At 63.1% G+C, this 22,194-nt stretch carries 24 protein-coding genes and 1 pseudogene; 22 read left to right on the forward strand and 3 right to left on the reverse strand.

Features of this window, described 5'->3' with window-relative positions; genetic code table 11:
* The first annotated feature begins 155 nt into the window (after positions 1-155).
* Both G520_RS0120560 and G520_RS0120565 read left to right on the forward strand, forming a co-directional pair.
* Complete coding sequence (locus G520_RS0120560; RefSeq protein ID WP_028537304.1) at positions 156-1,865, forward strand: proline--tRNA ligase; 1,710 nt, start codon at positions 156-158, stop codon at positions 1,863-1,865.
* Positions 1,825-2,442, forward strand: coding sequence for a lytic transglycosylase domain-containing protein (locus G520_RS0120565; protein WP_156877027.1), 618 nt, complete (start codon positions 1,825-1,827; stop codon positions 2,440-2,442). The genes G520_RS0120560 and G520_RS0120565 overlap by 41 nt, the downstream gene beginning before the upstream one ends.
* A gap of 15 nt (positions 2,443-2,457) precedes the next feature.
* On the opposite strand, the gene G520_RS0120570 is transcribed toward G520_RS0120565, so the two are convergent.
* Positions 2,458-2,955: a MarR family winged helix-turn-helix transcriptional regulator gene (locus G520_RS0120570; protein ID WP_028537306.1), complete on the reverse strand. Its 498-nt coding sequence runs from the start codon at positions 2,953-2,955 to the stop codon at positions 2,458-2,460.
* Between the two features lie 223 nt (positions 2,956-3,178).
* On the opposite strand from G520_RS0120570, the gene guaD reads away from it, so the two are divergent.
* Positions 3,179-4,489, forward strand: coding sequence for a guanine deaminase (guaD, locus tag G520_RS0120575; RefSeq protein WP_028537307.1), 1,311 nt, complete (start codon positions 3,179-3,181; stop codon positions 4,487-4,489).
* Here guaD and G520_RS0120580 read toward each other — a convergent pair.
* The gene (locus G520_RS0120580) at positions 4,468-5,037 is read right to left on the reverse strand and encodes an RDD family protein (protein WP_246542713.1); all 570 of its coding nucleotides are present in this window, start codon (positions 5,035-5,037) and stop codon (positions 4,468-4,470) included. The genes guaD and G520_RS0120580 overlap by 22 nt on opposite strands.
* A 193-nt stretch (positions 5,038-5,230) precedes the next feature.
* Between G520_RS0120580 and ilvB the strand changes: the two genes are divergently transcribed.
* The 6 genes and pseudogenes from ilvB (at position 5,231) to G520_RS0120610 (ending at position 12,431) form a co-directional block, all read left to right on the forward strand.
* Positions 5,231-6,991: a biosynthetic-type acetolactate synthase large subunit gene (gene ilvB, locus G520_RS0120585; protein ID WP_028537309.1), complete on the forward strand. Its 1,761-nt coding sequence runs from the start codon at positions 5,231-5,233 to the stop codon at positions 6,989-6,991.
* A gap of 9 nt (positions 6,992-7,000) precedes the next feature.
* On the forward strand, positions 7,001-7,492 hold the full coding sequence (ilvN, locus tag G520_RS0120590; protein ID WP_028537310.1) for an acetolactate synthase small subunit: 492 nt from the start codon (positions 7,001-7,003) through the stop codon (positions 7,490-7,492).
* A gap of 53 nt (positions 7,493-7,545) precedes the next feature.
* Positions 7,546-8,562: a ketol-acid reductoisomerase gene (gene ilvC / locus G520_RS0120595; protein ID WP_028537311.1), complete on the forward strand. Its 1,017-nt coding sequence runs from the start codon at positions 7,546-7,548 to the stop codon at positions 8,560-8,562.
* Positions 8,563-8,672: 110 nt separating this feature from the next.
* Positions 8,673-9,311 (forward strand): annotated as a pseudogene (locus G520_RS0120600) (phosphatidylserine decarboxylase); the annotation flags it as partial.
* Between the two features lie 50 nt (positions 9,312-9,361).
* Positions 9,362-10,117, forward strand: coding sequence for a CDP-diacylglycerol--serine O-phosphatidyltransferase (gene pssA / locus G520_RS0120605; RefSeq protein ID WP_036666720.1), 756 nt, complete (start codon positions 9,362-9,364; stop codon positions 10,115-10,117).
* A gap of 523 nt (positions 10,118-10,640) precedes the next feature.
* Positions 10,641-12,431: a 2-isopropylmalate synthase gene (locus tag G520_RS0120610; RefSeq protein ID WP_028537314.1), complete on the forward strand. Its 1,791-nt coding sequence runs from the start codon at positions 10,641-10,643 to the stop codon at positions 12,429-12,431.
* A 252-nt stretch (positions 12,432-12,683) separates the two neighbouring features.
* Here the strand turns inward: G520_RS0120610 and G520_RS0120615 are convergent, their stop codons facing one another.
* On the reverse strand, positions 12,684-13,133 hold the full coding sequence (locus G520_RS0120615) for a hypothetical protein (protein WP_156877026.1): 450 nt from the start codon (positions 13,131-13,133) through the stop codon (positions 12,684-12,686).
* Between the two features lie 117 nt (positions 13,134-13,250).
* Between G520_RS0120615 and bioD the strand changes: the two genes are divergently transcribed.
* The 13 genes from bioD (at position 13,251) to G520_RS0120680 (ending at position 22,187) form a co-directional block, all read left to right on the forward strand.
* Entirely contained in the window at positions 13,251-13,901 is a 651-nt protein-coding gene (gene bioD / locus G520_RS0120620; protein ID WP_028537316.1) for a dethiobiotin synthase, read from the forward strand.
* A 34-nt stretch (positions 13,902-13,935) separates the two neighbouring features.
* Complete coding sequence (locus tag G520_RS0120625; RefSeq protein WP_028537317.1) at positions 13,936-14,508, forward strand: xanthine phosphoribosyltransferase; 573 nt, start codon at positions 13,936-13,938, stop codon at positions 14,506-14,508.
* A gap of 16 nt (positions 14,509-14,524) precedes the next feature.
* Complete coding sequence (locus tag G520_RS0120630; RefSeq protein ID WP_028537318.1) at positions 14,525-15,115, forward strand: SCO family protein; 591 nt, start codon at positions 14,525-14,527, stop codon at positions 15,113-15,115.
* A 43-nt stretch (positions 15,116-15,158) separates the two neighbouring features.
* A complete protein-coding gene (locus tag G520_RS0120635) occupies positions 15,159-15,923 on the forward strand; it encodes a flagellar brake protein (RefSeq protein ID WP_028537319.1) in 765 nt (254 codons plus the stop codon).
* A 182-nt stretch (positions 15,924-16,105) separates the two neighbouring features.
* On the forward strand, positions 16,106-16,747 hold the full coding sequence (hisG, locus tag G520_RS0120640) for an ATP phosphoribosyltransferase (RefSeq protein ID WP_028537320.1): 642 nt from the start codon (positions 16,106-16,108) through the stop codon (positions 16,745-16,747).
* 20 nt (positions 16,748-16,767) lie between these two features.
* Complete coding sequence (gene hisD, locus G520_RS0120645) at positions 16,768-18,066, forward strand: histidinol dehydrogenase (RefSeq protein WP_028537321.1); 1,299 nt, start codon at positions 16,768-16,770, stop codon at positions 18,064-18,066.
* A gap of 43 nt (positions 18,067-18,109) precedes the next feature.
* Positions 18,110-18,703, forward strand: coding sequence for an imidazoleglycerol-phosphate dehydratase HisB (gene hisB, locus G520_RS0120650; RefSeq protein ID WP_028537322.1), 594 nt, complete (start codon positions 18,110-18,112; stop codon positions 18,701-18,703).
* Positions 18,700-19,341 carry an imidazole glycerol phosphate synthase subunit HisH gene (gene hisH / locus G520_RS0120655; protein ID WP_028537323.1) on the forward strand — a complete coding sequence of 214 codons (642 nt, stop codon included), beginning with the start codon at positions 18,700-18,702 and terminating at the stop codon, positions 19,339-19,341. The genes hisB and hisH overlap by 4 nt, the downstream gene beginning before the upstream one ends.
* Positions 19,342-19,364: 23 nt before the next feature.
* Complete coding sequence (gene hisA / locus G520_RS0120660) at positions 19,365-20,108, forward strand: 1-(5-phosphoribosyl)-5-[(5-phosphoribosylamino)methylideneamino]imidazole-4-carboxamide isomerase (RefSeq protein WP_028537324.1); 744 nt, start codon at positions 19,365-19,367, stop codon at positions 20,106-20,108.
* A 156-nt stretch (positions 20,109-20,264) separates the two neighbouring features.
* Positions 20,265-21,032, forward strand: a complete 768-nt coding sequence (hisF, locus tag G520_RS0120665) for an imidazole glycerol phosphate synthase subunit HisF (protein WP_028537325.1) — start codon at positions 20,265-20,267, stop codon at positions 21,030-21,032.
* Between the two features lie 17 nt (positions 21,033-21,049).
* Positions 21,050-21,433, forward strand: a complete 384-nt coding sequence (hisI, locus tag G520_RS0120670; RefSeq protein ID WP_028537326.1) for a phosphoribosyl-AMP cyclohydrolase — start codon at positions 21,050-21,052, stop codon at positions 21,431-21,433.
* An 85-nt stretch (positions 21,434-21,518) separates the two neighbouring features.
* Positions 21,519-21,845 carry a phosphoribosyl-ATP diphosphatase gene (locus G520_RS0120675; protein ID WP_028537327.1) on the forward strand — a complete coding sequence of 109 codons (327 nt, stop codon included), beginning with the start codon at positions 21,519-21,521 and terminating at the stop codon, positions 21,843-21,845.
* Positions 21,846-21,857: 12 nt separating this feature from the next.
* Complete coding sequence (locus tag G520_RS0120680; protein WP_028537328.1) at positions 21,858-22,187, forward strand: histidine triad nucleotide-binding protein; 330 nt, start codon at positions 21,858-21,860, stop codon at positions 22,185-22,187.
* The last annotated feature ends 7 nt before the right edge of the window (positions 22,188-22,194 follow it).

Genomic DNA, 22,194 nt, shown 5'->3' on the forward strand with positions numbered 1-22,194 from the left:
TGGCAGACTCGCCCGGAAAAGCCAGTCAGTGTAGTCGCCGCCGCTTGTGCGTATTCTGATGCCGGTCAAGTGCGCCGTTGGCGCGACAGTTCCCCGGCTCTCCGCGAAACGTTACAATCCGGGTCATCTAGCCGATTTTCCAAGGACGTCCCTTCATGCGTGCTTCGCAGTTTTTCCTGTCTACCCTCAAGGAAGCCCCTTCCGAGGCCGAACTTCCCAGTCATAAGCTGATGCTGCGCGCCGGGCTGATCAAGCGCCTGGCGTCGGGCCTCTATTCCTGGATGCCGCTGGGCCTGCGCGTATTGCGCAAGGTCGAAGCCATCGTGCGCGAAGAAATGAACGCGGCCGGCTCGGTCGAACTGCTGATGCCGGCGGTGCAGCCGGCCGAGCTGTGGCAGGAATCCGGCCGTTGGGAGTTCTACGGCAAGGAACTGTTGCGTATCAAGGATAGGCACGAGCGCGAATTCTGCGTCGGGCCGACGCACGAAGAAGTGGTGACCGATATCGTGCGCAAGGAAATCAACAGCTACAAGCAATTGCCCAAGAATCTGTTCCAGATCCAGACCAAGTTCCGCGACGAGGTCCGCCCGCGTTTTGGCGTGATGCGCGCGCGCGAATTCATCATGAAAGATGCTTATTCTTTCCATGCTGACTTTGACAGTCTGTTGCAGACCTACCATTGCATGTATGACGCGTACTGCCGGATCTTCACCCGCCTCGGGCTCCAGTTCCGTGCCGTCGCCGCCGATACCGGTTCCATCGGCGGTACCGGTTCGCATGAATTCCAGGTACTGGCCGATTCGGGCGAAGACCTGATCGCCTTCTGCCCCGATTCTGACTACGCCGCCAATATCGAACTGGCCGAAGCGCTCGCGCCGACCGCTGCGCGTCCGGCCGCGGCCGGCGCCATGAGCCGCATCCACACGCCGGGAGTCAAGACCATCGCCGATCTGGCGGCTTTCCTCGGCGTCGATGCCACCCGCACCGTCAAGGCGGTGGTGGTCGAAGGCGAAGAGGGCGAAGCCGTCCTGATGCTGGTACGGGGCGACCATGAACTCAATGAAGTCAAGGCCGAGAAAATCGCGGGCATCCGCTCGCCGCTGACCATGGCCACGCCCGACAGCATCCGCGCGGCCTTCGGCGCGAACCCGGGTTCGCTCGGCCCCGTCGGCTTCAAGGGCCGCGTGATCGCCGACCGCACCGTGGCGGCGATGGCCGACATGATCGTCGGCGCAAACGAGGACGAGTACCACCTCGGCGGCGTCAACTTCGGCCGCGATTGCCCCGAGCCCGAAGTCCTCGACATCCGCAATGTCGTTGCCGGCGATCCGTCGCCGTGCGGCAAGGGCCTGCTGCAGTTGTGCCGCGGCATCGAAGTCGGCCATGTCTTCCAGCTGCGCACCAAGTACGCCGAACCGATGGGCTGCACCTTCCTCAACCGCGACGGCAAGTTGCAGGTGATGGAAATGGGGTGCTACGGCATCGGCGTATCGCGCATCGTCGCCGCCGCCATCGAGCAGAGCTTCGATGAGCGTGGCATCATCTTCACCGATGCGATGGCGCCGTTTACCGTGGTCATCGTGCCGATGGGGTACGCGCGCAGCGACGCGGTGCGCGATGCGGCCGACCGCCTGTACGCCGAGTTGCGCGCGGCCGGCGTCGACGTGCTGCTCGATGATCGCGAAGAACGTCCGGGCGTGCTATTGGCCGATTCCGAGCTGATGGGCATTCCGCATCGGGTGGTGATCGGCGATCGCGGCCTGAAGGAAGGCCAGGTCGAGTACCAGAACCGCCGCGACAGCGCCGCCACCGGTATCGCCTATGATGCGGTGCGTGCGCATCTCCTGGACCGTCTCGGTCGCTAAGGCGGCGCTCTGCGGCCTGCTTCTGCTGGCCGCAGAGGCGGCCCTGGCCGGTGCGCAACGCGAGGAAGCCCTGTCTTTCAGCGTGGCCAGCGGCCTGCACCGCTCTATCGACGCGGTCAATGCGCCGCGTCTGGTTTTCGACGATGCCGCGAGCGGGCAGGCGTGGTTGGGCGCAATGTCGCGCCGGCTTGCGACGCGGGTTCCCGACGAGTGGATGCGGTTGCGCGTGTTGACGACGATCCAGTATGAGGCGAAGCGGGCCGGACTCGACCCGCAACTGGTGCTCGGCCTGATCGAGGTGGAAAGCGGGTTTCACAAATACGCGGTGTCGACGGCGGGGGCGCGCGGACTGATGCAGGTGATGCCGTTCTGGGTGCGCAGCATCGGCGACGCCAGCCACAATCTGTTCGATCTGACGACCAATCTGCGTTATGGCTGCACGATCCTGCGCTACTATCTGGACCGCGAAAACGGCGATCTGTATCGCGCGCTAGGGCGCTATAACGGCAGCCTGGGCGAGCGCGACTATCCCGAGCGCGTGTTCGCCGCCTGGCATGGCCGCTGGAAGTGGCCCTAGCCGCGCGCGCAGGCGTTAATCCTCCTGCACCTGCAGCAGTTTTTTCAGCAGGTGCGCCATCTGGACGCGTTCTTCCGCATTCAGCGGCTCGAGCAATTCCGCCTCGGCGGCCAGATGATGCCCGGCCGCGTCCTCGATGACTTCGAAACCGCGCGCGGTCAGCGTGACGATGACGCCGCGCCGGTCGGTCGGATCCGGCGTCCGTCGCACCAGTCCGGCCATTTCCAGGCGGTTGATGCGGTTGGTCAGCGCTCCGGAAGAAATCAGGACCATATTCTGCAGCTGGTTGGGCGACAGCTGGAACGGTTCGCCGCAACGTCGCAGCGCGGCGAGGACGTCGAATTCGCCGACGTTGATGCCATGACGGGCCAGATCTTGCAAGACGCGCCGGGTAATGAAATATTCCATCCGTACGATACGACCGATGACTTCGGTCGAGGCCGGGTCGAGATCCGGGCGCACCGTGCGCCAGCGTTCAACGATGAGGTCGATTTTGTCGAATGTGTCTTGCATGGCGATTCTTTGCAGGTAAAGGGACTGGGAGCCCTCTTGCGCGGCAAGCGATGCCGGCGTGCGGGCTCCTGGCGAGGCTCAAGCCTATCACGAGATGACGTTTTCTTTTTACCACGTGAAGAATTTATTGACTGAGTATCTTCATATAAAGTAATTTGACTTGAAGTTACTTGAGAGAAGCCATGCCGTGCGGCGGGCGGGACACAGCAGATCGGAGAGGTCGATGACAACAGCCATGCGTGGCGCCATGCTCAGCTTCAGGGGGGATCCCTTTCTGAACGAAGGCGACGATTGCCTCGACTACCGGCCCGATGGCCTGGCCATCTTCGCCGATGGCCGCATCCAGGCTGTCGGCGCCGCCGCCGACCTGCTGCCGACGCTGCCCGCGGACGCCGATGTGCATCATTACCGCGATAGCCTGATCCTTCCCGGTTTTATCGATTGCCACACCCATTATCCGCAACTGGAGATGATGGGGGCTTTCGGCGAGCAGTTGATCGACTGGTTGAACACCTACACCTTCCCGGTCGAGCAGGGCTTCGCCGATCGTCGCCATGCCGATGACGTCGCCTCTCTGTTTGTGCGGCAGCTGCTGCAGAACGGAGTGACCACGGCGGCGGTCTTCGCGACCGTCCATCCGCATTCTGTCGATGCGCTGCTCGATGCCGCCGCCGCCTTCGATATGCGCATGATCGCCGGCAAGGTGTGCATGGACCGCCATGCGCCACCGGCCCTGCTCGACACCCCGCAGCGTGCCTATGACGAGTCGCGGGCGCTGATGGAAAAATGGCACGGACGCGGCCGCGCCGAATACGCCCTGACGCCGCGTTTCGCACCGACCTCGTCGCCGGAGCAACTCGAAGCGCTGGGGGCGCTGGCGCGCGAATTTCCCGATGTACCGATCCAGTCGCACCTGGCCGAGAACATGGCCGAAGTCGAGTGGGTCCGGCGGCTGTTTCACGAGCATGCCAGTTATACCGCGGTCTACGAACACTTCGGCCTGCTGCGCGAGCGCGCGATCTATGGACACGGGATCCATCTGGGCGAGGATGAACTCGAGCGCCTGTACGACAGCGGCAGCGCCATCGCACATTGCCCGACGTCGAATTTCTTTCTCGGCTCGGGCGTGTTCAATCTGCGCCGCGCGCGCGCGGCCCGGCGGCCGGTGCGAGTCGGGCTGTCGAGCGACGTGGGAGCCGGCACCAGCCTGTCGCCGCTGGTGACACTGAACGAGGCTTACAAGGCCGCTCAAGCCTGCGGTTTCGCCCTGTCGAGCGCGCAAGCCTTCTACCTCGCCACGCGCGGCGCGGCCGAGGCGCTCGGGCTGGAGCGGCGGGTCGGGGGGATCGCCGCCGGGCTGGAGGCCGATCTGGTCGTTCTCGACCTCAAGGCGACAGCCCTGCTCGAATTCCGCCTGCGCCATGCCGAGAGCCTCGCCGAAATGCTGTTCGTGCTGATGACGCTCGGAGACGACCGCACCGTGGCCGCGACCTGGGTCGCCGGCCGCGAAGTCTACCGCAGGCCCGAGGCCTGATCCGGCACGCCGCGCGTGCGCTTGGGAACCAATTGCAAGCGCGTGCCGGCCAGGCGGTCGTGCAGAAATCGCCGTTGCGGGTCCAATCCGCCGAAAACGAAGGTGGCCAGCCCCCATAGCAGGGCCAGGGGCGCCGAGGCGTGGCCATGGCCGCGCAGGCTGCCGGCGTAGGCCAGCGCCGGCAGGCCGACCACCAGACAGACGGCGATGGCGAAACGCAAGCCGGCCTGGCGCCAGCCGAGCGGCGCGCCGTCCGCGCCAACCAGCCGTATGCCCCAGGCTTTCATCGCCACGGTCTGCCCGTTCTTCACCCATGACAGTCCGAAATAGGCGAACACGACCCCCAGCAGCAGCAGCCGCAGGATCGGCAGTTGCCAGGGCAGCGGCCCGAGCGCGTGCGCCAGGGCGGTGAACAGCGCCGTCGCGACCAGCAGCAGCGCGATGAGCAGCAGGGATTCGTAGCACAGGCAGGCGGCACAGCGGGCGAGGCCGGGGCGGGTGTTCGGGGCGGTGGACATGATGGCTTGAACCGGGCTGGTACGGGCCATGACGACCCGACTTGACGCTAGATGGTAGCAGAGCGCAGCCATATCGGCCAGTGCCGGGTTTTTCCCTCTTTTTCCGGCGGTTTACCCAGGTTTTTGCAAGTGCACAAAGGTCTTGACCATGTTTCCCCGGATACGCTAAGTTGTTCTAATACAACGGGATGAAAATGTTATTACAACGGATAAAGAGGCAAAGATGCAGAGATCGGGCGCGGAGATAGTGGTCCGCTGCCTGCAGGAGGAAGGAGTCGAGTTTGTATTCGGCTACCCCGGCGGCGCGGTTCTCGAAATATACGATGCCATCTTCAAGCAGAGCCATTTCAAGCATGTTCTGGTTCGGCACGAGCAGGCGGCGGTTCATGCCGCCGATGGCTATTCACGCTCCAGCCACAAGGTTGGCGTGGCTCTAGTGACATCCGGGCCGGGAGCGACCAATGCCGTAACCGGCATCGCTACCGCCTATATGGATTCCATTCCGATGGTGGTGCTGTCCGGCCAGGTGTCGACCCCGGCGATCGGGCTCGATGCATTTCAGGAAGTGGACATGGTCGGGATTACCCGTCCATGCGTAAAGCATAATTTTTTGGTAAAAGACGTCAAAGATCTTGCCGTAACCATCAAAAAAGCATTTTACATTGCCCAATCCGGTCGTCCCGGCCCGGTCGTGGTGGATATCCCCAAGGATGTGACCCAGCAGCTGACCGAGTTCGACTACCCGGCCGAAATGGCGATCCGCTCTTACGTGCCGGTCAAGCGCGGTCACCCGGGGCAGATCCGCAAGGCGGTGGCCTTGCTGAAGGAGGCGCGGCGTCCGCTGGTCTATATCGGCGGCGGTGCGGTGCAGGGCAATGCCGAGAACGAGGTGCGCGCGCTGGTCGACGGGCTCGGTCTGCCGTGTACCAACACGCTGATGGGGCTCGGCGCCTATCCGGGCAGCGGCGACAAGTGTCTGGGCATGCTCGGCATGCACGGCACCTACGAAGCCAATATGGCGATGCAGTACTGTGATGTGCTGATCGCCGTCGGCGCGCGTTTCGACGACCGTGTGATCAGCATTCCGTCCCACTTCCTGTCGCAGCCCAAGAAAATCATCCACATCGATGTCGATCCGTCGTCCATCGCCAAGCGGGTGAAAGTCGATGTCCCTATTGTCGGCGATGCCAAGCACGTGTTGCACGATATGCTCGATCTGATCGGGCAGTCTGGTGCGCGTCCCGCCCCCGACGGCCTGGCCGGCTGGTGGCAGCAGATCGATAAATGGCGTTCGTACAATTCGCTGTTGTACAAGCCGTCCGACGAGCTGATCAAGCCGCAGTTCGTCGTGCAGCAGCTGCACAAGGTCACCGGTGGCGACGCCTTCGTGACGTCCGACGTCGGGCAGCATCAGATGTGGGCTGCGCAGTACTACGGATTCAACGAACCGCGCCGCTGGATCAATTCGGGCGGGCTCGGCACGATGGGCTTCGGTCTGCCGGCGGCGATGGGCGTGCAACTGGCGAATCCGGGTGCGACCGTGGCCTGCATCACCGGTGAAGCGTCGATCCAGATGAATATCCAGGAATTGTCGACTTGCAAGCAGTACCACATTCCGGTCAAGATTGTGACCTTGAACAACCGGTATCTGGGCATGGTGCGGCAGTGGCAGGAGTTCTTCTACGGAAACCGCTACTCCGAGTCGTATATGGACGCCTTGCCGGATTTCGTCAAGCTGGCGGAAGCCTACGGCCATGTCGGCATGCGCATCGAGCGTCCGGCCGATGTGGAGCCCGCGTTGCGGGAAGCGTTCGCGCAGAAGGAACGGCTGGTGTTCATGGATTTCATTACCGACCAATCGGAAAATGTATTCCCGATGGTGCAGAATGGAAAAGGGCTGGATCAGATGGACTTGCCCGCGCACATGAGCGATATCCAGCAGGCTCCGCTCGAGAACAACCGTGATTACGGAAACATGTGCTGAGGCCGGACCATGCGACATATCCTATCCATCCTACTTGAAAACGAAGCGGGCGCGCTGTCCCGCGTGGTGGGCCTGTTTTCGGCCCGGGCTTACAACATCGATTCACTGACAGTGGCGACGACCGAGGACTCGACGCTGTCGCGCATGACGATCGTCACTCACGGTTCGGACGACGTCGTGGAACAGATCACCAAGCAGCTCAACAAGCTGATCGAGGTGGTCAAGGTGATTGACCTCAACGAATCCGAGCACATCGAGCGCGAGATGATGTTGATCAAGGTGCGTGCCACCGGCAAGGATCGCGAGGAGATGAAGCGCATGGCCGATATCTTCCGCGGCCGCATCATCGACGTGACGGAAAAGACTTACACCATCGAGCTGACTGGAACGAGCGACAAGCTGAATGCCTTTATCGAGGCAATCGACCGTGCAGTGATCCTGGAAACGGTCCGTACTGGCGCATCCGGCATCGGTCGGGGTGAACGGGTTCTGAAAATTTAAGACGAAACATCATCGGACCGGCGTGGCGCCGGTCCGGAGAAAAGAGGATTCAAATGAAAGTTTATTACGATAAAGACGCTGACCTTTCGATCATCAAAGACAAGAAAGTCGCCATCATCGGCTATGGTTCGCAAGGGCATGCCCATGCGCAGAACCTGAAGGATTCGGGCGTCGAAGTCGTCGTCGGCCTGCGTCGCGACGGCGCATCGTGGAAAAAGGCCGAAGCGGCCGGCCACAAGGTCAAGGAAGTCGCCGAAGCGGTGAAAAAGGCCGACGTGGTGATGATCCTGCTGCCGGACGAGTCGCAGCCTGACGTCTACAACAACGAGATCGCGCCGAACATCAAGAAGGGCGCTGCGCTGGCCTTCGCCCACGGCTTCAACGTCCACTACAACCAGATCGTTCCGCGCGAAGACCTGGACGTGATCATGGTTGCGCCGAAAGGCCCGGGCCACACCGTGCGTTCCGAGTTCGTCAAGGGCGGCGGCGTGCCGTCCCTGATCGCGGTGCATCAGGACAAATCGGGCAAGGCGCGCGATATCGCGCTGTCCTATGCGGCGGCCAATGGCGGCACCAAGGGCGGCGTGATCGAGACCAGCTTCGGCGAAGAGACCGAAACCGACCTGTTCGGCGAGCAGGCCGTGCTGTGTGGCGGCGTGGTCGAACTGATCAAGGCCGGCTTCGAAACCCTGGTCGAAGGCGGCTATGCGCCGGAAATGGCCTACTTCGAGTGCCTGCACGAAATGAAGCTGATCGTGGACCTGATCTACGAAGGCGGCATCGCGAACATGAACTACTCGGTGTCCAATAACGCCGAGTACGGCGAGTATGTGACCGGCCCGGAAGTCATCACCGACGCCAGCAAGGCGGCGATGAAGAACGCGCTCAAGCGCATCCAGACCGGCGAATACGCGAAGATGTTCATCCTGGAAGGCAAGACCAACTACCCGGCCATGACCGCCCGCCGTCGTCTGAACGCCCTGCACCCGATCGAAACGGTCGGCGCCGAGCTGCGCGCGATGATGCCGTGGATCGCCAAGAACAAGCTGGTCGACCAGTCCAAGAACTGAGCCCCATGCGTGTCAGACGGGCGTGCGCCAGCCGGCGCGCGCCCGTTTTTTTTCAATTCGCGCAGCTCGCAGGTATACTGCACGGTTCCCTGTCCAATACTGGAGAAGGCATGTCCTCTCACTATCCGCACCCCGTCATTGCCCGCGAAGGCTGGCCGTTCCTGTTTCTCTCGCTGGCCGTGGCCCTTGCAGCAACGTGGCTGGCCGGCTGGTGGTCGGTGCCGCTGTGGATCATCGCCCTGTTCGTGCTGCAGTTTTTCCGCGACCCGGGCCGTACGGTGCCGAGCGATGCCCGTGCCGTGTTGTCGCCGGCCGACGGCCGCATCGTGGTCATCGAAAAGGCGACCGATCCCTACCGCCACTGCGAAGCGCTCAAGATCAGCGTGTTCATGAATGTGTTCAATGTCCATTCCAACCGCAGCCCGGTCGATGGCGTGGTCGAAAAAGTCGAATATCACTCCGGCAGCTTCCTCAACGCCGCCATGGCCAAGGCTTCGCTGGAGAACGAGCGCAATGCGGTGCTGCTCAAGACCCCCGAAGGCGTGGCGATCACTTTCGTCCAGATCGCCGGTCTCGTCGCACGGCGCATCTTGTGCTATGCCAGGCCGGGCGAGCAATTGACGCGCGGCCAGCGGTACGGCTTCATCCGCTTCGGTTCCCGCGTCGATGTCTATCTGCCGCTTGACGCCCAGGTCCGCGTCGCCATCGGCGACAAGGTCCGCGCGACCGAAACCGTCCTGGCCGCGCTGGCCTGATCCGGTCCGGGGCGGTTTCGCCCCGGCATTTACGGGCCCTACCGATGCCGAGTTCCAGGACGCCGCTTGCACGGCAAAGTATCTATCTGCTGCCCAATCTGTTCACCCTGGCGGCGCTGTTTGCCGGTTTCTATGCCATCGTCCAGGCGATGAACCTGAATTTCGAACTGGCGGCCGAAGCCATTTTCGTCGCCATGGTGCTGGATGGCCTCGATGGCCGCGTGGCGCGCATCACGCATAGCCAGAGCGCATTCGGCGCCGAGTTCGACAGCCTTTCCGATATGGTCAGTTTCGGCGTGGCGCCGGCCCTGGTCGCGTATGAGTGGCAGTTGCGCTCCTTCGGCAAGCTCGGCTGGATGATTGCCTTCATCTATTGTGCGGGCGCGGCGCTGCGGCTCGCGCGCTTCAATACCATGCTCGGCAGCGCCGACAAGCGCTGGTTCACCGGGCTGCCGAGCCCGGCCGCCGCCGCGGTCGTGGCCGGACTGGTCTGGGTCTGCCACGCCTATGGCTATGCCGAACTCGCGCACATCAATCTGGTGGCGCTGCTGTTGACGGCGCTGGCCGGGATTTCGATGGTCACCAATGTGCGCTTCTGGAGCTTCAAGGAGCTGCATGTCCGGCGCAAGGTGCCGTTTTTTGCGCTATTGCTGCTGTTGCTGGCGATCCTGCTGCTGGTGTCGACCCCGCCCCTGGTCATGTTCGCTTTCTTTCTCTGTTACAGCCTGTCCGGCTATATCGGCGCCCTGGTGTCCCTGCTGCGCCGCCGTCGCCCGGCGGCCCCGTCCGAACCGCTCTGATCGCCGGCCGCGGGCCATGTCCGCGGCTGCCGCTCGGGCGACGAGTCCTCCCCCGCTTCCTGCTCATGCACGGGCACACCCCCGTGTCGCGGGCCCATGCCGACGCACGCCTGGTGTAAGGGGAGGCCGCCTCGCCATCGGGCCGCGGACGTCCCCCCCCCCCACGAACCGATGCCGCAGTCTCCCGCGGACAACACACTCCCGCTAACCGGACGTAGCAACCGCCCTCGGACAACAAACCCCTGGTCCCCGCAAGCCCGCAGTCGCAGTCGCAGTCGCAGTCGCAGTCGCAGTCGCAGTCGCAGTCGCAGTCGCAGTCGCAGTCGCAGTCGCAGTCGCAGTCGCAGTCGCAGTCGCAACGCCCCTGGTCGGCGGGTATTTTTATGTGCAAATTAGACAAAATGTCTGTTTGTGAGAAATCTGACACGGATTTTGAGTATTTTTTAGAATTAAATAGACATAGTGTTTGACGCTTGGCTGTGAAAATGGGTAGTCTGGTATCAACGAGAAGGCGGAGACAGGCATGCAATTGGACATCGAACGACTTATCGACGATTTCGGCGGCCCCGGCCGGCTGGCCGAGTCGCTCAACCGCGCCTTCCCCGAAGACCCTGTGTCGCGTGCCGCCATCTACAAGTGGCGCGAGCGCGGCAGCCTGCCCCTGATTCAGCTCAACAAGCTGGCGCAGTTGGCGGCCGGACAGGGAAGACGGTTCGATTTTGGCGACTATCTGACGGCGTCGACGGCGTCGGCAACAGGGAAAGGCATCACTATGGGCGATCGCTTGTTCATTTTCGACACGACCTTGCGCGATGGAGAGCAAAGTCCGGGCGCTTCCATGACCCGCGATGAAAAAATCCGCATCGCGCGTCAGCTGGAGCGGCTGGGTGTCGACATCATCGAGGCCGGTTTCGCCGCTGCCAGTCCGGGAGATGCCGAGGCCATCGCGGCGATCGCCGAGGTGGTGAAAGAATCGACCATCTGTTCGCTGGCACGCGCCAACGAACGCGATGTCCGGGCGGCGGGCGAGGCGATCCGCAATGCGGCCCGCGGCCGCATCCACACCTTTATCGCGACCAGCCCGATCCACATGGAGAAAAAACTGCGCATGACGCCGGACCAGGTGGTCGAGGCGGCCGTGCAGGCGGTGACGCTGGCGCGCGAATATACCGACGACGTCGAGTTTTCGGCCGAAGATGCCGTACGCTCCGATATGGATTTCCTGGTTCGCGTGTTCGATGCCGTCATCAAGGCCGGAGCGCGTACCATCAATGTTCCCGACACCGTCGGCTATTCGACCCCGTCGCAATGGGGCCGCCGCATGGCGAGCCTGATCGAGCGGGTGCAGGACAGCGACAAGGTCATCTGGTCCACGCACTGCCACAACGATCTGGGCATGGCGGTGGCCAATTCGCTGGCCGCGGTCGAGGCGGGCGCGCGCCAGGTCGAGTGCACGATCAACGGCCTCGGCGAGCGCGCCGGCAACGCCAGCCTGGAAGAAGTCGTGATGGCCGTCAGGACGCGCAAGGATCTGTTCGGGCTGGAAACCGGCATCGACGCGACCCAGATCGTGCCGACCTCGAAGCTGGTGTCGACCATCACCGGCTACCCGGTGCAGCCGAACAAGGCCATCGTCGGGGCGAACGCCTTCTCGCACGAGTCCGGCATCCATCAGGATGGCGTGCTCAAGCATCGCGAAACCTATGAAATCATGTCGGCCGAGAGCGTCGGCTGGTCTAACAACCGCCTGACGCTGGGCAAGTTGTCCGGCCGAAACGCCTTCCGCAGCAAGCTGTCCGAACTCGGGATCGTGTTGCAGGGCGAGGAAGCGTTGAACGCCGCCTTCGCCCGCTTCAAGGATCTGGCCGACAAGAAGCGCGAAATTTTCGATGAAGACCTGCAGGCCCTGCTCAATGGCGAGGGGGTTGGCGACGAGCGCGAAGACTTCAAGTTCATCTCGCTCAAGATCCAGACCGAAACCGGCGAAGCCCCGCATGCCGAGCTGGTGTTTTCCGAAGACGGCCTCGAGCGGCACGTCGAAAGCAGCGGTTCCGGCCCGGTCGACGCCGCGTTCAAGGCTATCGAATCGGTGGCGCAAAGCGGAGCCGAGCTGCAACTGTATTCGGTCAATGCCATCACCAAAGGCACCGAGTCGCAGGGCGAAGTGACCGTCCGCCTGTCTCTCGGCGGGCGCATCGTCAACGGTCAGGGGGCCGATACCGATATCATCGTCGCCTCGGCCAAGGCCTATCTGTCGGCCTTGAACAAGCTGACCAACCGGAGTGAAAGGGTCAACCCGCAACTTCTGGTGTAAAGCGCTTCTCGTCCCTGCTCATCGTTTTCCCCGTCCCGTTGTCGATGAGCAGGGATCGGAGCCCGCACAGCAGAAGGAGAGCCAGGCTGCAAACCGGCCCCGGCGATCACTCTGCTGCGCTGGCTCCCGGCATGACCGGCCCACAAGGCAAACCCGATTCTCCGCCGGCCCATGAGGCCCAGCGGCAGACGACCGACCCACGAGGTCGGTTGCGTCGTTGCAACGCCGGAGTTCTTCTCTTCCCTTGCGGCCTCAATCGACCAGCAGATAGTCCGGCTCGGACAGCTGTCTGGCCAGCGTCGCCATCCTGACCCAGTGCAGGGTCCAGCAGCCGAGAGCGGGCAGCGCAGCGAGCGCCGCCGCATTGCCGTAGGGCACCAGGCACAGCAGGAACAATGCCGCCGTGATCACGCTGAGGAACAAGGCGCCGTCGCCGGGCAGGGTCCGCTTGCGCAATTCGCGGCGCAGGCCGACGGACAGCCAGACGATATAGGCCATATACCAGAACAAGCCGATCAGCGGGACCAGCGCCAGCCAGACCAGTGCCGGCGGGAACGGCCGCAACTCGGGGGAAACGGTCTTCATCGCGCGCTGCAACGTCCGGTAGTAGAGCAGATTGGCGACGAAAAACACCGCCACAACCGCAAAAAAGACCATGCTTCCGGTTGCGGACAAATGGTTGAAGACTTCGGCTGGGTTCATGAAACGACGACCTGTAAGGGATAATGGTGGGCGGCGGGCTGTCGCCGGCTCGCCGCCGTGTGGCACGGCAGACGTGTGCGACCTTGTATGATAACGCCTCGACGGGACGAAAACGAGATGGGAAAAGGCTATTTCATTACCGGCACCGATACGGAAATCGGAAAAACGCATAGCGCGGTGAAACTGATTCGCCACTGGCAGCAGGACGGGCAACGGATCCTCGCGATGAAGCCGATCGCCTCCGGTTGCGAGGTCCTGCCGGATGGCAGCTGGCTCAACGACGATGTGGCGCGGCTGGCCGCCGCCACCGGCCAGGCGGGAGACGCGGTGATGAATCCCTATCGCTTCCTGCCTCCGCTGTCGCCGCATATCGCGGCGCGGCAGGCCGGCGTCGTCATCGATTTCGACCATATCCGGACCTGCTACCGCGAACTGGCCGCCGCGTGCGATACCGTCGTGGTGGAAGGAGCGGGCGGCTGGTACGCCCCGTTGTCCGACACGGGCTCGATGTCCGATCTGGCCCGCGCGCTCGAACTGCCCGTGATTCTCGTGGTCGGCATGAAACTCGGCGCCATCAACCATGCCTTGTTGACGGCCGCCGCCATTGCCGCCGATGGAATGGAGCTGGCCGGCTGGGTCGCCAACCGCATCGTGCCGCGACAGGCGGCTTATGAGGAAAACCTGGATACGCTGCGCCGCCGGCTGCGAGCACCCTTATTATTGGAATTGCCGTACGAGGACGGGACGAAAAACGGGCTCAACGTGTAAGATGGCGATCTATCGCTCTTTGATGTGAATGACCATGGAACGCCTGAAACAGAAAATTCTTTCCGACGGCCGCGTATTGAACGGTTATGTACTGAAAGTCGACAACTTTCTCAACCACCAGCTCGATGTCGAGCTGCTCGACGAAATGGGGCAGGCGTTTGCCGAGCGCTTCGCCGGCGAGAAGGTCGACAAGATCCTGACCATCGAAGCCTCCGGCATCGCGGTGGCGGTGATGGCGGCACGTTACTTCGGCAATGTGCCGGTCGTGTTCGCCAAGAAGACGGAAAGTCTGAATCTCGATGCCGAAGCCTACGAAGCGGATGTCTTTTCCTTCACCAAGCAGAAGGTATCGCGTGTTCGCGTGTCAAAACGCTACCTGCTCGAAGGCGAGCGCGTGCTGATCATCGACGATTTTCTTGCGCACGGCCATGCCGCACGCGGGCTGATTTCGCTGACCCGCGCCGCCGGGGCGATACCGGTCGGCCTCGGCATCGTGATCGAGAAGGGGTTCCAGGGCGGGCGCGACGTTCTGGCCGATTCCGGGGTGCGCATCGAATCGCTGGCCATTCTCGATTCCATCGAAGATGGCCAGGTGCGCTTCCGTTGAGTCCGGAGGAAACCGCGTGAAACGCGCTTTGGCCGCCGCTCTGGCCGTGCTGATGCTCGCCCTGGGCGCCTGCTCGGGGCCGGAGCCGGCGGCGCTGGCGGTGAAAGGCAGCGACCTCGGCGCGGCGCCGGGAATCGGCGGCGACTTCACCTTGCTCGACGCGAGCGGTCGTCCGCGGACCTTGTCCTCGTTCCGGGGCAAGGTGGTGGCGCTTTTTTTTGGCTACACGCACTGCCCGGATGTGTGTCCGACGACTATGCTTGAATATGCCCGTGCGATGAAAGCTTTGGGAAATGCGGCCGATAAAGTACAGGTGGTGTTCGTGAGCGTCGATCCCGAGCGCGATACGCCGGCCGTGCTCGCGTCCTATGTGCCGCATTTCGATCCGCGCTTCGTCGGCCTGACCGGCGGCGCGGGCGACATCGCCCGGGTTCTGCGCCAGTACAAGATCGTGGCGCAGCGGGTTCCGGCCCAGGGCGGCGGCTATAGTATGGATCATAGCGCCGGGTCCTACCTGCTCGACCGCGAGGGAAAAGTCAGAGTGTATGAACCCTATGCCAGCGAGGCGTCGGCTTTGGCCCATGATATAAGACAGTTGTTACGCTAGAATGGGCCTGTGGCCACCCTCAAACTTGTGAAAGCCTTCTACCGTGAGTGAAGAACACCGCCCCGGCGCCTCCGGCTCGGCCAGCTCGCCGCTGGACCTGGCCAAATACACGCTGACGTCGACGGTCGAGATTGTCCATCATCTCAAGACCATCGCCGCGCAGGGGCATATGGTTACGGTTTTTTCCAATCGCGGCAAAACCTTCATTCTGACGCGCCTGCTGGCTGTGGACGGCAAGGCCGGCACCCTGACCTTCGACTGGGGCTCGGACGAAGACACCAATACCCATCTGCTCGCCAGCGAGCGCAATGTGTTCGTCTGCTCGCCGGAAGGCGTCAAGACCCAGTTCATCACCGGCCAGGCGCGCAAGGTCGACTACGAGGGACAGCCTGCGTTCCAGGTCGACATTCCGGTGCAGATCATCAAATTGCAGCGGCGCGAGTTTTTCCGTATCCGCACCCCGGTCGGCAATCCGCTGCTGTGCCATTTCGGCGATTACCCGGAAGAAGCGCTCGACCTGCAGACTTTCGACATCAGCCTTGGCGGCCTGTCCCTGTGGCTGCCCGAACTCAATACCCCAGGTTTCGAAATCGGGCAGTGCTATTACGATTGCGCGCTCGAACTCAAACCGTTCGGCATTCTGCGCGTCGCGCTCGAAGTCCGTCACCGTCTGCCGGTGCAGCTGCGCAACGGGGTGGATGCCGTGCGCATCGGATGCACGTTCATCAATCTGCCGACCGCGATGGAAAGCCAGATCCAGCGCTATATCGGGCAGCTGGAGCGCGAGCGGCGTGCACTGGTGCGTTGAAGCCCCCGCCGCGGGCGGCGCCCCATTTTGCAGGGCCCGGGTTTTCGGGTATGCTTGACCCAACCAGGGCAATGCCTACCTTTGTAATTGCGGGCGGCGGCACGTCGTTGAATCACAATGCCCGAGTCTTGGGTTTTCCGGCTCGCCACGCTGCGCTCGATTGATACGATCCCCTCATCGCCATGACGCTGACCATTGCCCTCTCCAAAGGGCGCATCTTTGAAGAAACCCTGCCGCTGCTGGCGGCCGCCGGCATTTCCCCCGCAGAAGATCCCGAATCCTCGCGCAAACTGATCATAGGCACCAACCATCCGGACGTGCGTCTGGTGATCGTGCGCGCCTCCGACGTCCCGACCTATGTCCAGTACGGCGCCGCCGACCTGGGGATTGCCGGTCGCGACGTCCTGATCGAACACGGCGGGGCCGGTCTGTACCAGCCGCTGGATCTGAATATCGCCAAATGCCGCATGATGGTGGCGGTGGCCGGTGAATACGACTACGAGGCGGCGGTGAAGAAGGGCGCGCGCCTGCAGGTGGCGACCAAGTATCCGCAGATCGCGCGCGAGCACTTCGCGCGCAAGGGCGTCCACGTCGATATCATCAAATTGTACGGCTCGATGGAGCTGGCCCCGCTGGTCGGCCTCGCCGATGCCATCGTCGATCTGGTCTCGACCGGCGGCACCTTGCGCGCCAACAATCTGGTCGCGGTCGAACATATTCTCGATATCAGCTCGCGGCTGGTGGTCAACCAGGCCGCGCTGAAACTCAAATACGACAGCATCCAGCCGGTGCTGGACGCTTTTGCCCGCGCCGTGACCGCCTGACGGCAGGCCGGAGGAAACCCATGCTACGTCTCGATTCCACTCAGTCCGATTTTACCGAGCGCCTGACCGCGCTGCTGGCGTTCGAAACCGCGCAGGACCCCGCCGTCGATCAGGCGGTGGCCGACATCTGCGCCGGGGTCAAGACACGCGGCGATGCCGCCGTGCTGGAATACACCGCGCGCTTCGACCGTCTGCCGGCTGCCTCCATGGCCGATCTCACGCTGGGCCGCGACGCGTTGCAGGCCGCCTTCGAGCGCCTGCCGGCCGATTTGTCGTCCGCGCTGTTGCAGGCGGAAGCCCGCGTGCGGCGCTACCATGAAAAGCAGCTGATGACGTCGTGGAGCTACGAAGAAGACGACGGCACGCTGCTCGGACAGCAGGTGACCGCGATCGACCGCGTCGGCATCTACGTGCCCGGCGGCAAGGCCGCCTACCCGAGCTCGGTGTTGATGAATGCGGTGCCGGCCCGCGTGGCCGGCGTCGGCGAGATCATCATGGTCGTCCCGACCCCGGGCGGCGAGCGCAACGATCTGGTGCTGGCGGCTGCCTATATATCGGGCGTGGACAAGGTATTCACCATCGGCGGCGCGCAGGCCGTGGCCGCCCTGGCCTATGGCACGGACAGCGTACCCCAGGTCGACAAGATCACGGGGCCCGGCAATGCCTGGGTGGCGGCGGCCAAGCGCCGCGTGTTCGGCGTGGTCGGCATCGACATGGTGGCCGGACCCTCCGAAATCCTGGTGGTGTGCGACGGCAGCACCGATCCCGACTGGATCGCTATGGATCTGTTCAGCCAGGCCGAGCACGACGAAATCGCGCAGGCCATCCTGCTGTGTCCGTCCAGCGAGTATCTCGACCGGGTGGCAGCCAGCATCGAGAGGCTGTTGCCGACCATGCCGCGTCGCGACATCATTTCCGCCTCGCTCGGCGGGCGCGGCGCGTTGATCGCGGTGCGCGATCTGGACGAAGCCTGCGCGATCGCGAACACCATCGCGCCCGAGCACCTCGAGTTGTCGGTGGCCGACCCCGAAGCCTGGTTGCCGCGGCTGCGTCATGCGGGCGCCATCTTCATGGGACGCTATACCTCGGAAAGCCTCGGCGATTACTGCGCCGGCCCCAACCATGTGCTGCCGACTTCGCGCACCGCGCGTTTCGCCAGCCCGCTCGGGGTGTACGATTTCCAGAAGCGCACCAGTCTGATTCGCGTTTCGCGCGCGGGCGCGCAGCAGCTGGGGCGCATCGCCTCGGTGCTCGCTCACGGCGAAGGGCTGACCGCACACGCGCGCTCGGCCGAATTGAGACTGGACGCCCCCGACTAAGGCGGGTCACGCCGCACCCTCAGAGAGCGTATATTGAATCATCATGCGAACTGCTACCGTCACCCGTAACACGCTGGAAACCCAGATCACCGTCTCCCTCAATCTGGATGGGACCGGCGCGGCCAGCCTCGCCACCGGGGTGCCTTTCCTCGATCATATGCTCGACCAGATCGCGCGGCATGGTCTGGTCGACCTCGATATCGTGGCCAACGGCGATCTGCACATCGACGCCCACCATACGGTCGAAGATATCGGCATCACGCTGGGTCAGGCTTTCGCACAGGCCATCGGCGCCAAAACCGGCATCCGCCGCTATGGCCATGCCTATGTTCCGCTCGACGAAGCGCTGTCGCGGGTGGTAATCGATCTCTCCGGACGGCCCGGACTCAGCTATAACGTCGAATATAGCCGTGCCGCGATCGGCCAGTTCGATGTCGATCTGTTTTCCGAGTTTTTCCACGGATTCGTCAACCATGCGATGGTGACGCTGCATATCGACAATCTGCGCGGTCTGAATGCGCACCATCAGGCTGAAACGATTTTCAAGGCTTTCGGCCGGGCGCTGCGCATGGCCGTTGAGCATGACGAACGCATGGCGGGCATCACCCCGTCCACCAAAGGGACGCTGAGCGCATGAAGGTCGCCGTCATTGACTATGGCATGGGTAATCTGCACTCGGTTCTCAAGTCGGTCGAATCGGTAAACGACGGCGGGGCGCAGATCGTATTGACGCGCGATCCCGATCTCGTGCGGCGTGCCGACAAGGTGATTTTTCCGGGACAGGGCGCGATGCGCGATTGCATGCGCGAGCTGAAAGCCTGCGGCATGGCCGAGGCCGTGCTCGAGAGCACGCGCGAGAAACCGTTTTTCGGAATCTGCGTCGGCGCGCAGCTGTTGTTCGACCGCAGCGAGGAAGGCGACACGCCGGGACTCGGGCTGTTCGCCGGCCAGGTCAGGCGTTTCGCCGACGGTCTGCACGACGCGGCGGGGGCGCGCTTGAAAGTGCCGCATATGGGCTGGAATCGCGTATTCCAGTCGCGGCCCCACCCGCTTTTCGCACGAATTCCCGATGGCGAGCGGTTTTATTTCGTGCACAGTTATTATTTTGCGCCGCAGGATGCGGGCTTGACGCTGGCCGAGAGCGAGTACCCGGCGCGTTTCTCCTGTATCGTCGGGCAAGACAATGTGTTTGCAACACAGTTCCACACTGAGAAAAGCCACTTGGCGGGGCTTCAGATGATGAAGAATTTCCTGGCCTGGGATGGCACCGTTTAACTTTTTCCCATTCAAGACTCAGCATGCTGCTCATACCTGCTATCGACCTCAAGGATGGTCAGTGCGTACGCCTTAAGCAAGGCGTGATGGACGACGCCACTGTGTTTTCGGAAGACCCGGTGCAAGTAGCGCGTCATTGGCGCGACCAGGGCGCGCGTCGCCTGCATCTGGTTGACCTTAACGGCGCTTTCGCCGGCAAGCCGAAAAACCTCGCTGTAATCCGCGCTATCCTGGCTGAAGTCGGCGACGATATGCCGGTTCAGCTCGGCGGCGGCATCCGCGATCTGGACACCATCGAACGCTACCTCGACATGGGGCTGGAATACGTGATCATCGGCACGGCCGCGGTCAAGACGCCCGGCTTCCTGCGCGATGCCTGCGATGCCTTTCCGGGCCAGGTGATCGTCGGTCTCGATGCCAAGGACGGCATGGTCGCGATCGACGGCTGGTCGAAGATTACCTCGCACAACGTCATCGATCTCGCGCGCCGTTTCGAGGATTACGGCGTCGTTTCCGTGATCTACACCGACATCGGCCGCGACGGCATGATGAACGGCGTGAACATCGATGCGACGGTCGCGCTGGCGCGCGCGCTGAAGATTCCGGTCATCGCCTCCGGGGGATTGACCAATCTCGACGACGTGAAGAAGCTGGTCGAGGTCGAAGGCGAAGGCATCGAAGCCGCCATCACCGGACGCGCCATCTACGAGGGCAGCATCGAGTTCGCTGCCGCCCAGGGGCTGGCCGACGAGTTGTCCGGCAACTGACGCCGTGCGCATCGCGCCCGCGGGGTGCGGCGCGCACGCCATTTTCGCTTCCCGCCGGCGCGGGGAGCGCACGGGCAGGGTGCGGCCCGGAGCCATGCGGCGAGTCGCCGCGACGGACTCCCGGCCGTATCGGCCATTCTCAGGCGTGCTCACGACATGGCTTTAGCAAAACGAATCATCCCCTGTCTCGACGTCAGCGCGGGGCGTGTGGTCAAGGGCGTCAATTTCGTCGGTCTGCGCGATGCGGGCGATCCGGTGGAAGTGGCTCGCCGCTATAACGAGCAGGGCGCCGATGAACTCACCTTTCTCGATATCACGGCCAGCTCGGATGCGCGCGACCTGATTTTGCCGGTGATCGAAGCGGTGGCGGAGCAGGTATTCATCCCGCTGACCGTGGGCGGCGGCGTGCGGCAGGTTGCCGATATCCGCCGCCTGCTCAATTCCGGCGCCGACAAGGTCAGCATCAATACGGCGGCGGTGACGCGGCCGGAGCTGGTGGCCGAGTCGGCCGACCGTTTCGGCTCGCAGTGCATCGTGGTGGCGGTCGACGCGAAGGCGGTCACGCCCGATAATGATCGCTGGGAGATCTTTACCCACGGCGGGCGCACGCCGACCGGGCTGGATGCCGTCGAATGGGCCTGTCATATGCAGAAGCTCGGCGCCGGCGAGATCCTGCTGACCAGCATGGACCGCGACGGCACGCGCTCGGGCTTCAATCTTGCGCTGACGCGCGCGGTGTCGGATGCGGTGTCGATCCCCGTCATCGCTTCAGGCGGGGTGGGGACGCTCGAACATCTGGTCGAAGGCGTTCGCGAGGGGCGGGCCGATGCCGTGCTGGCGGCCAGTATTTTCCACTTCGGCGAATATAGCGTGCGCGATGCCAAGCTGGCGATGCAGCGCGCCGGAATCGAAGTGAGGCTGTAACCAACGGATGGTAGTTTATGTGGCTTGATGACGTGAAGTGGGACGAGGCCGGTCTGGTGCCGGCCATTGCGCAGGATGCGGCGAGCGGGCGCATCCTGATGATGGCATGGATGGATCGCACCGCGCTGCAGTTGACCGCCGAAACCGGCATCGCCCACTATTTCAGCCGCTCGCGCCAGCGCTTGTGGAAGAAGGGCGAAGAGTCGGGGCATAGCCAGCTTGTGCACGAGCTGCGGCTCGATTGCGACGGCGATGTGGTGGTGCTGCAGATAGAGCAGGCCGGCGGCATCGCCTGCCATACCGGACGCGAAAGCTGTTTCTACCGCGTGCTGCAGGACGGGCAATGGCGGGCGGTCGATCCGGTGTTGAAAGACCCGACGGCCATCTACCACAAGGAATGAGCGCGGCCCGGCTGACGGCGCTACAATGGCGCAGGTGCCGCCGCGCAGGCGGACACATCATCGTACGGATTTGCATGGGGGCATCATGATAGCGCCAGAGGTACTGACAACGATCGCGGATACGCTGGAGGCCCGCCGCGAGGCGAGCCCGCAGTCGTCCTATGTGGCATCGCTGTTCCACAAGGGCGAAGATGCGATCCTGAAAAAAGTGGCCGAAGAGGCCGCCGAGACGCTGATGGCGTCCAAGGATGGCGATAAATTGCATCTGGTGCGCGAAGTGGCCGACCTGTGGTTCCACAGCATGGTGCTGCTGACCTGGCACGGGCTGCGCCCGGAAGATGTATTGATGGAACTCAAGCGCCGGGAAGGCATTTCCGGACTGGACGAAAAAGCGGCGCGTCCGCAGGATTGAGACGAGGCAGGCATGAGCGATTGTATTTTCTGCAAGATCGCGGCGGGCGATGTCCCGTCGAAGAAAATTTACGAAGACGACGATGTGTTCGCGTTTCATGATATCCGGCCGATCGCGCCCGTGCATTTCATGATCATCCCCAAGCGCCACGTTGCCTCGCTGGCCGAATGCGGCCCCGAGCATCAGGACGTGCTGGGCCGCATCATGCTGCTGGTTCCGCGCCTCGCCGCCGAGCACGGGCTGGAGCAGGGATTCAAGGTCGGCGTCAACACCGGCCCGGCCGGTGGCCAGGAAGTGTTCCATTTGCATGTGCACGTGTTCGGGCATCCGGCCCGGGCATAACCGAATT

Source organism: Paludibacterium yongneupense DSM 18731, from assembly GCF_000422925.1.
Taxonomy (GTDB): domain Bacteria; phylum Pseudomonadota; class Gammaproteobacteria; order Burkholderiales; family Chromobacteriaceae; genus Paludibacterium; species Paludibacterium yongneupense.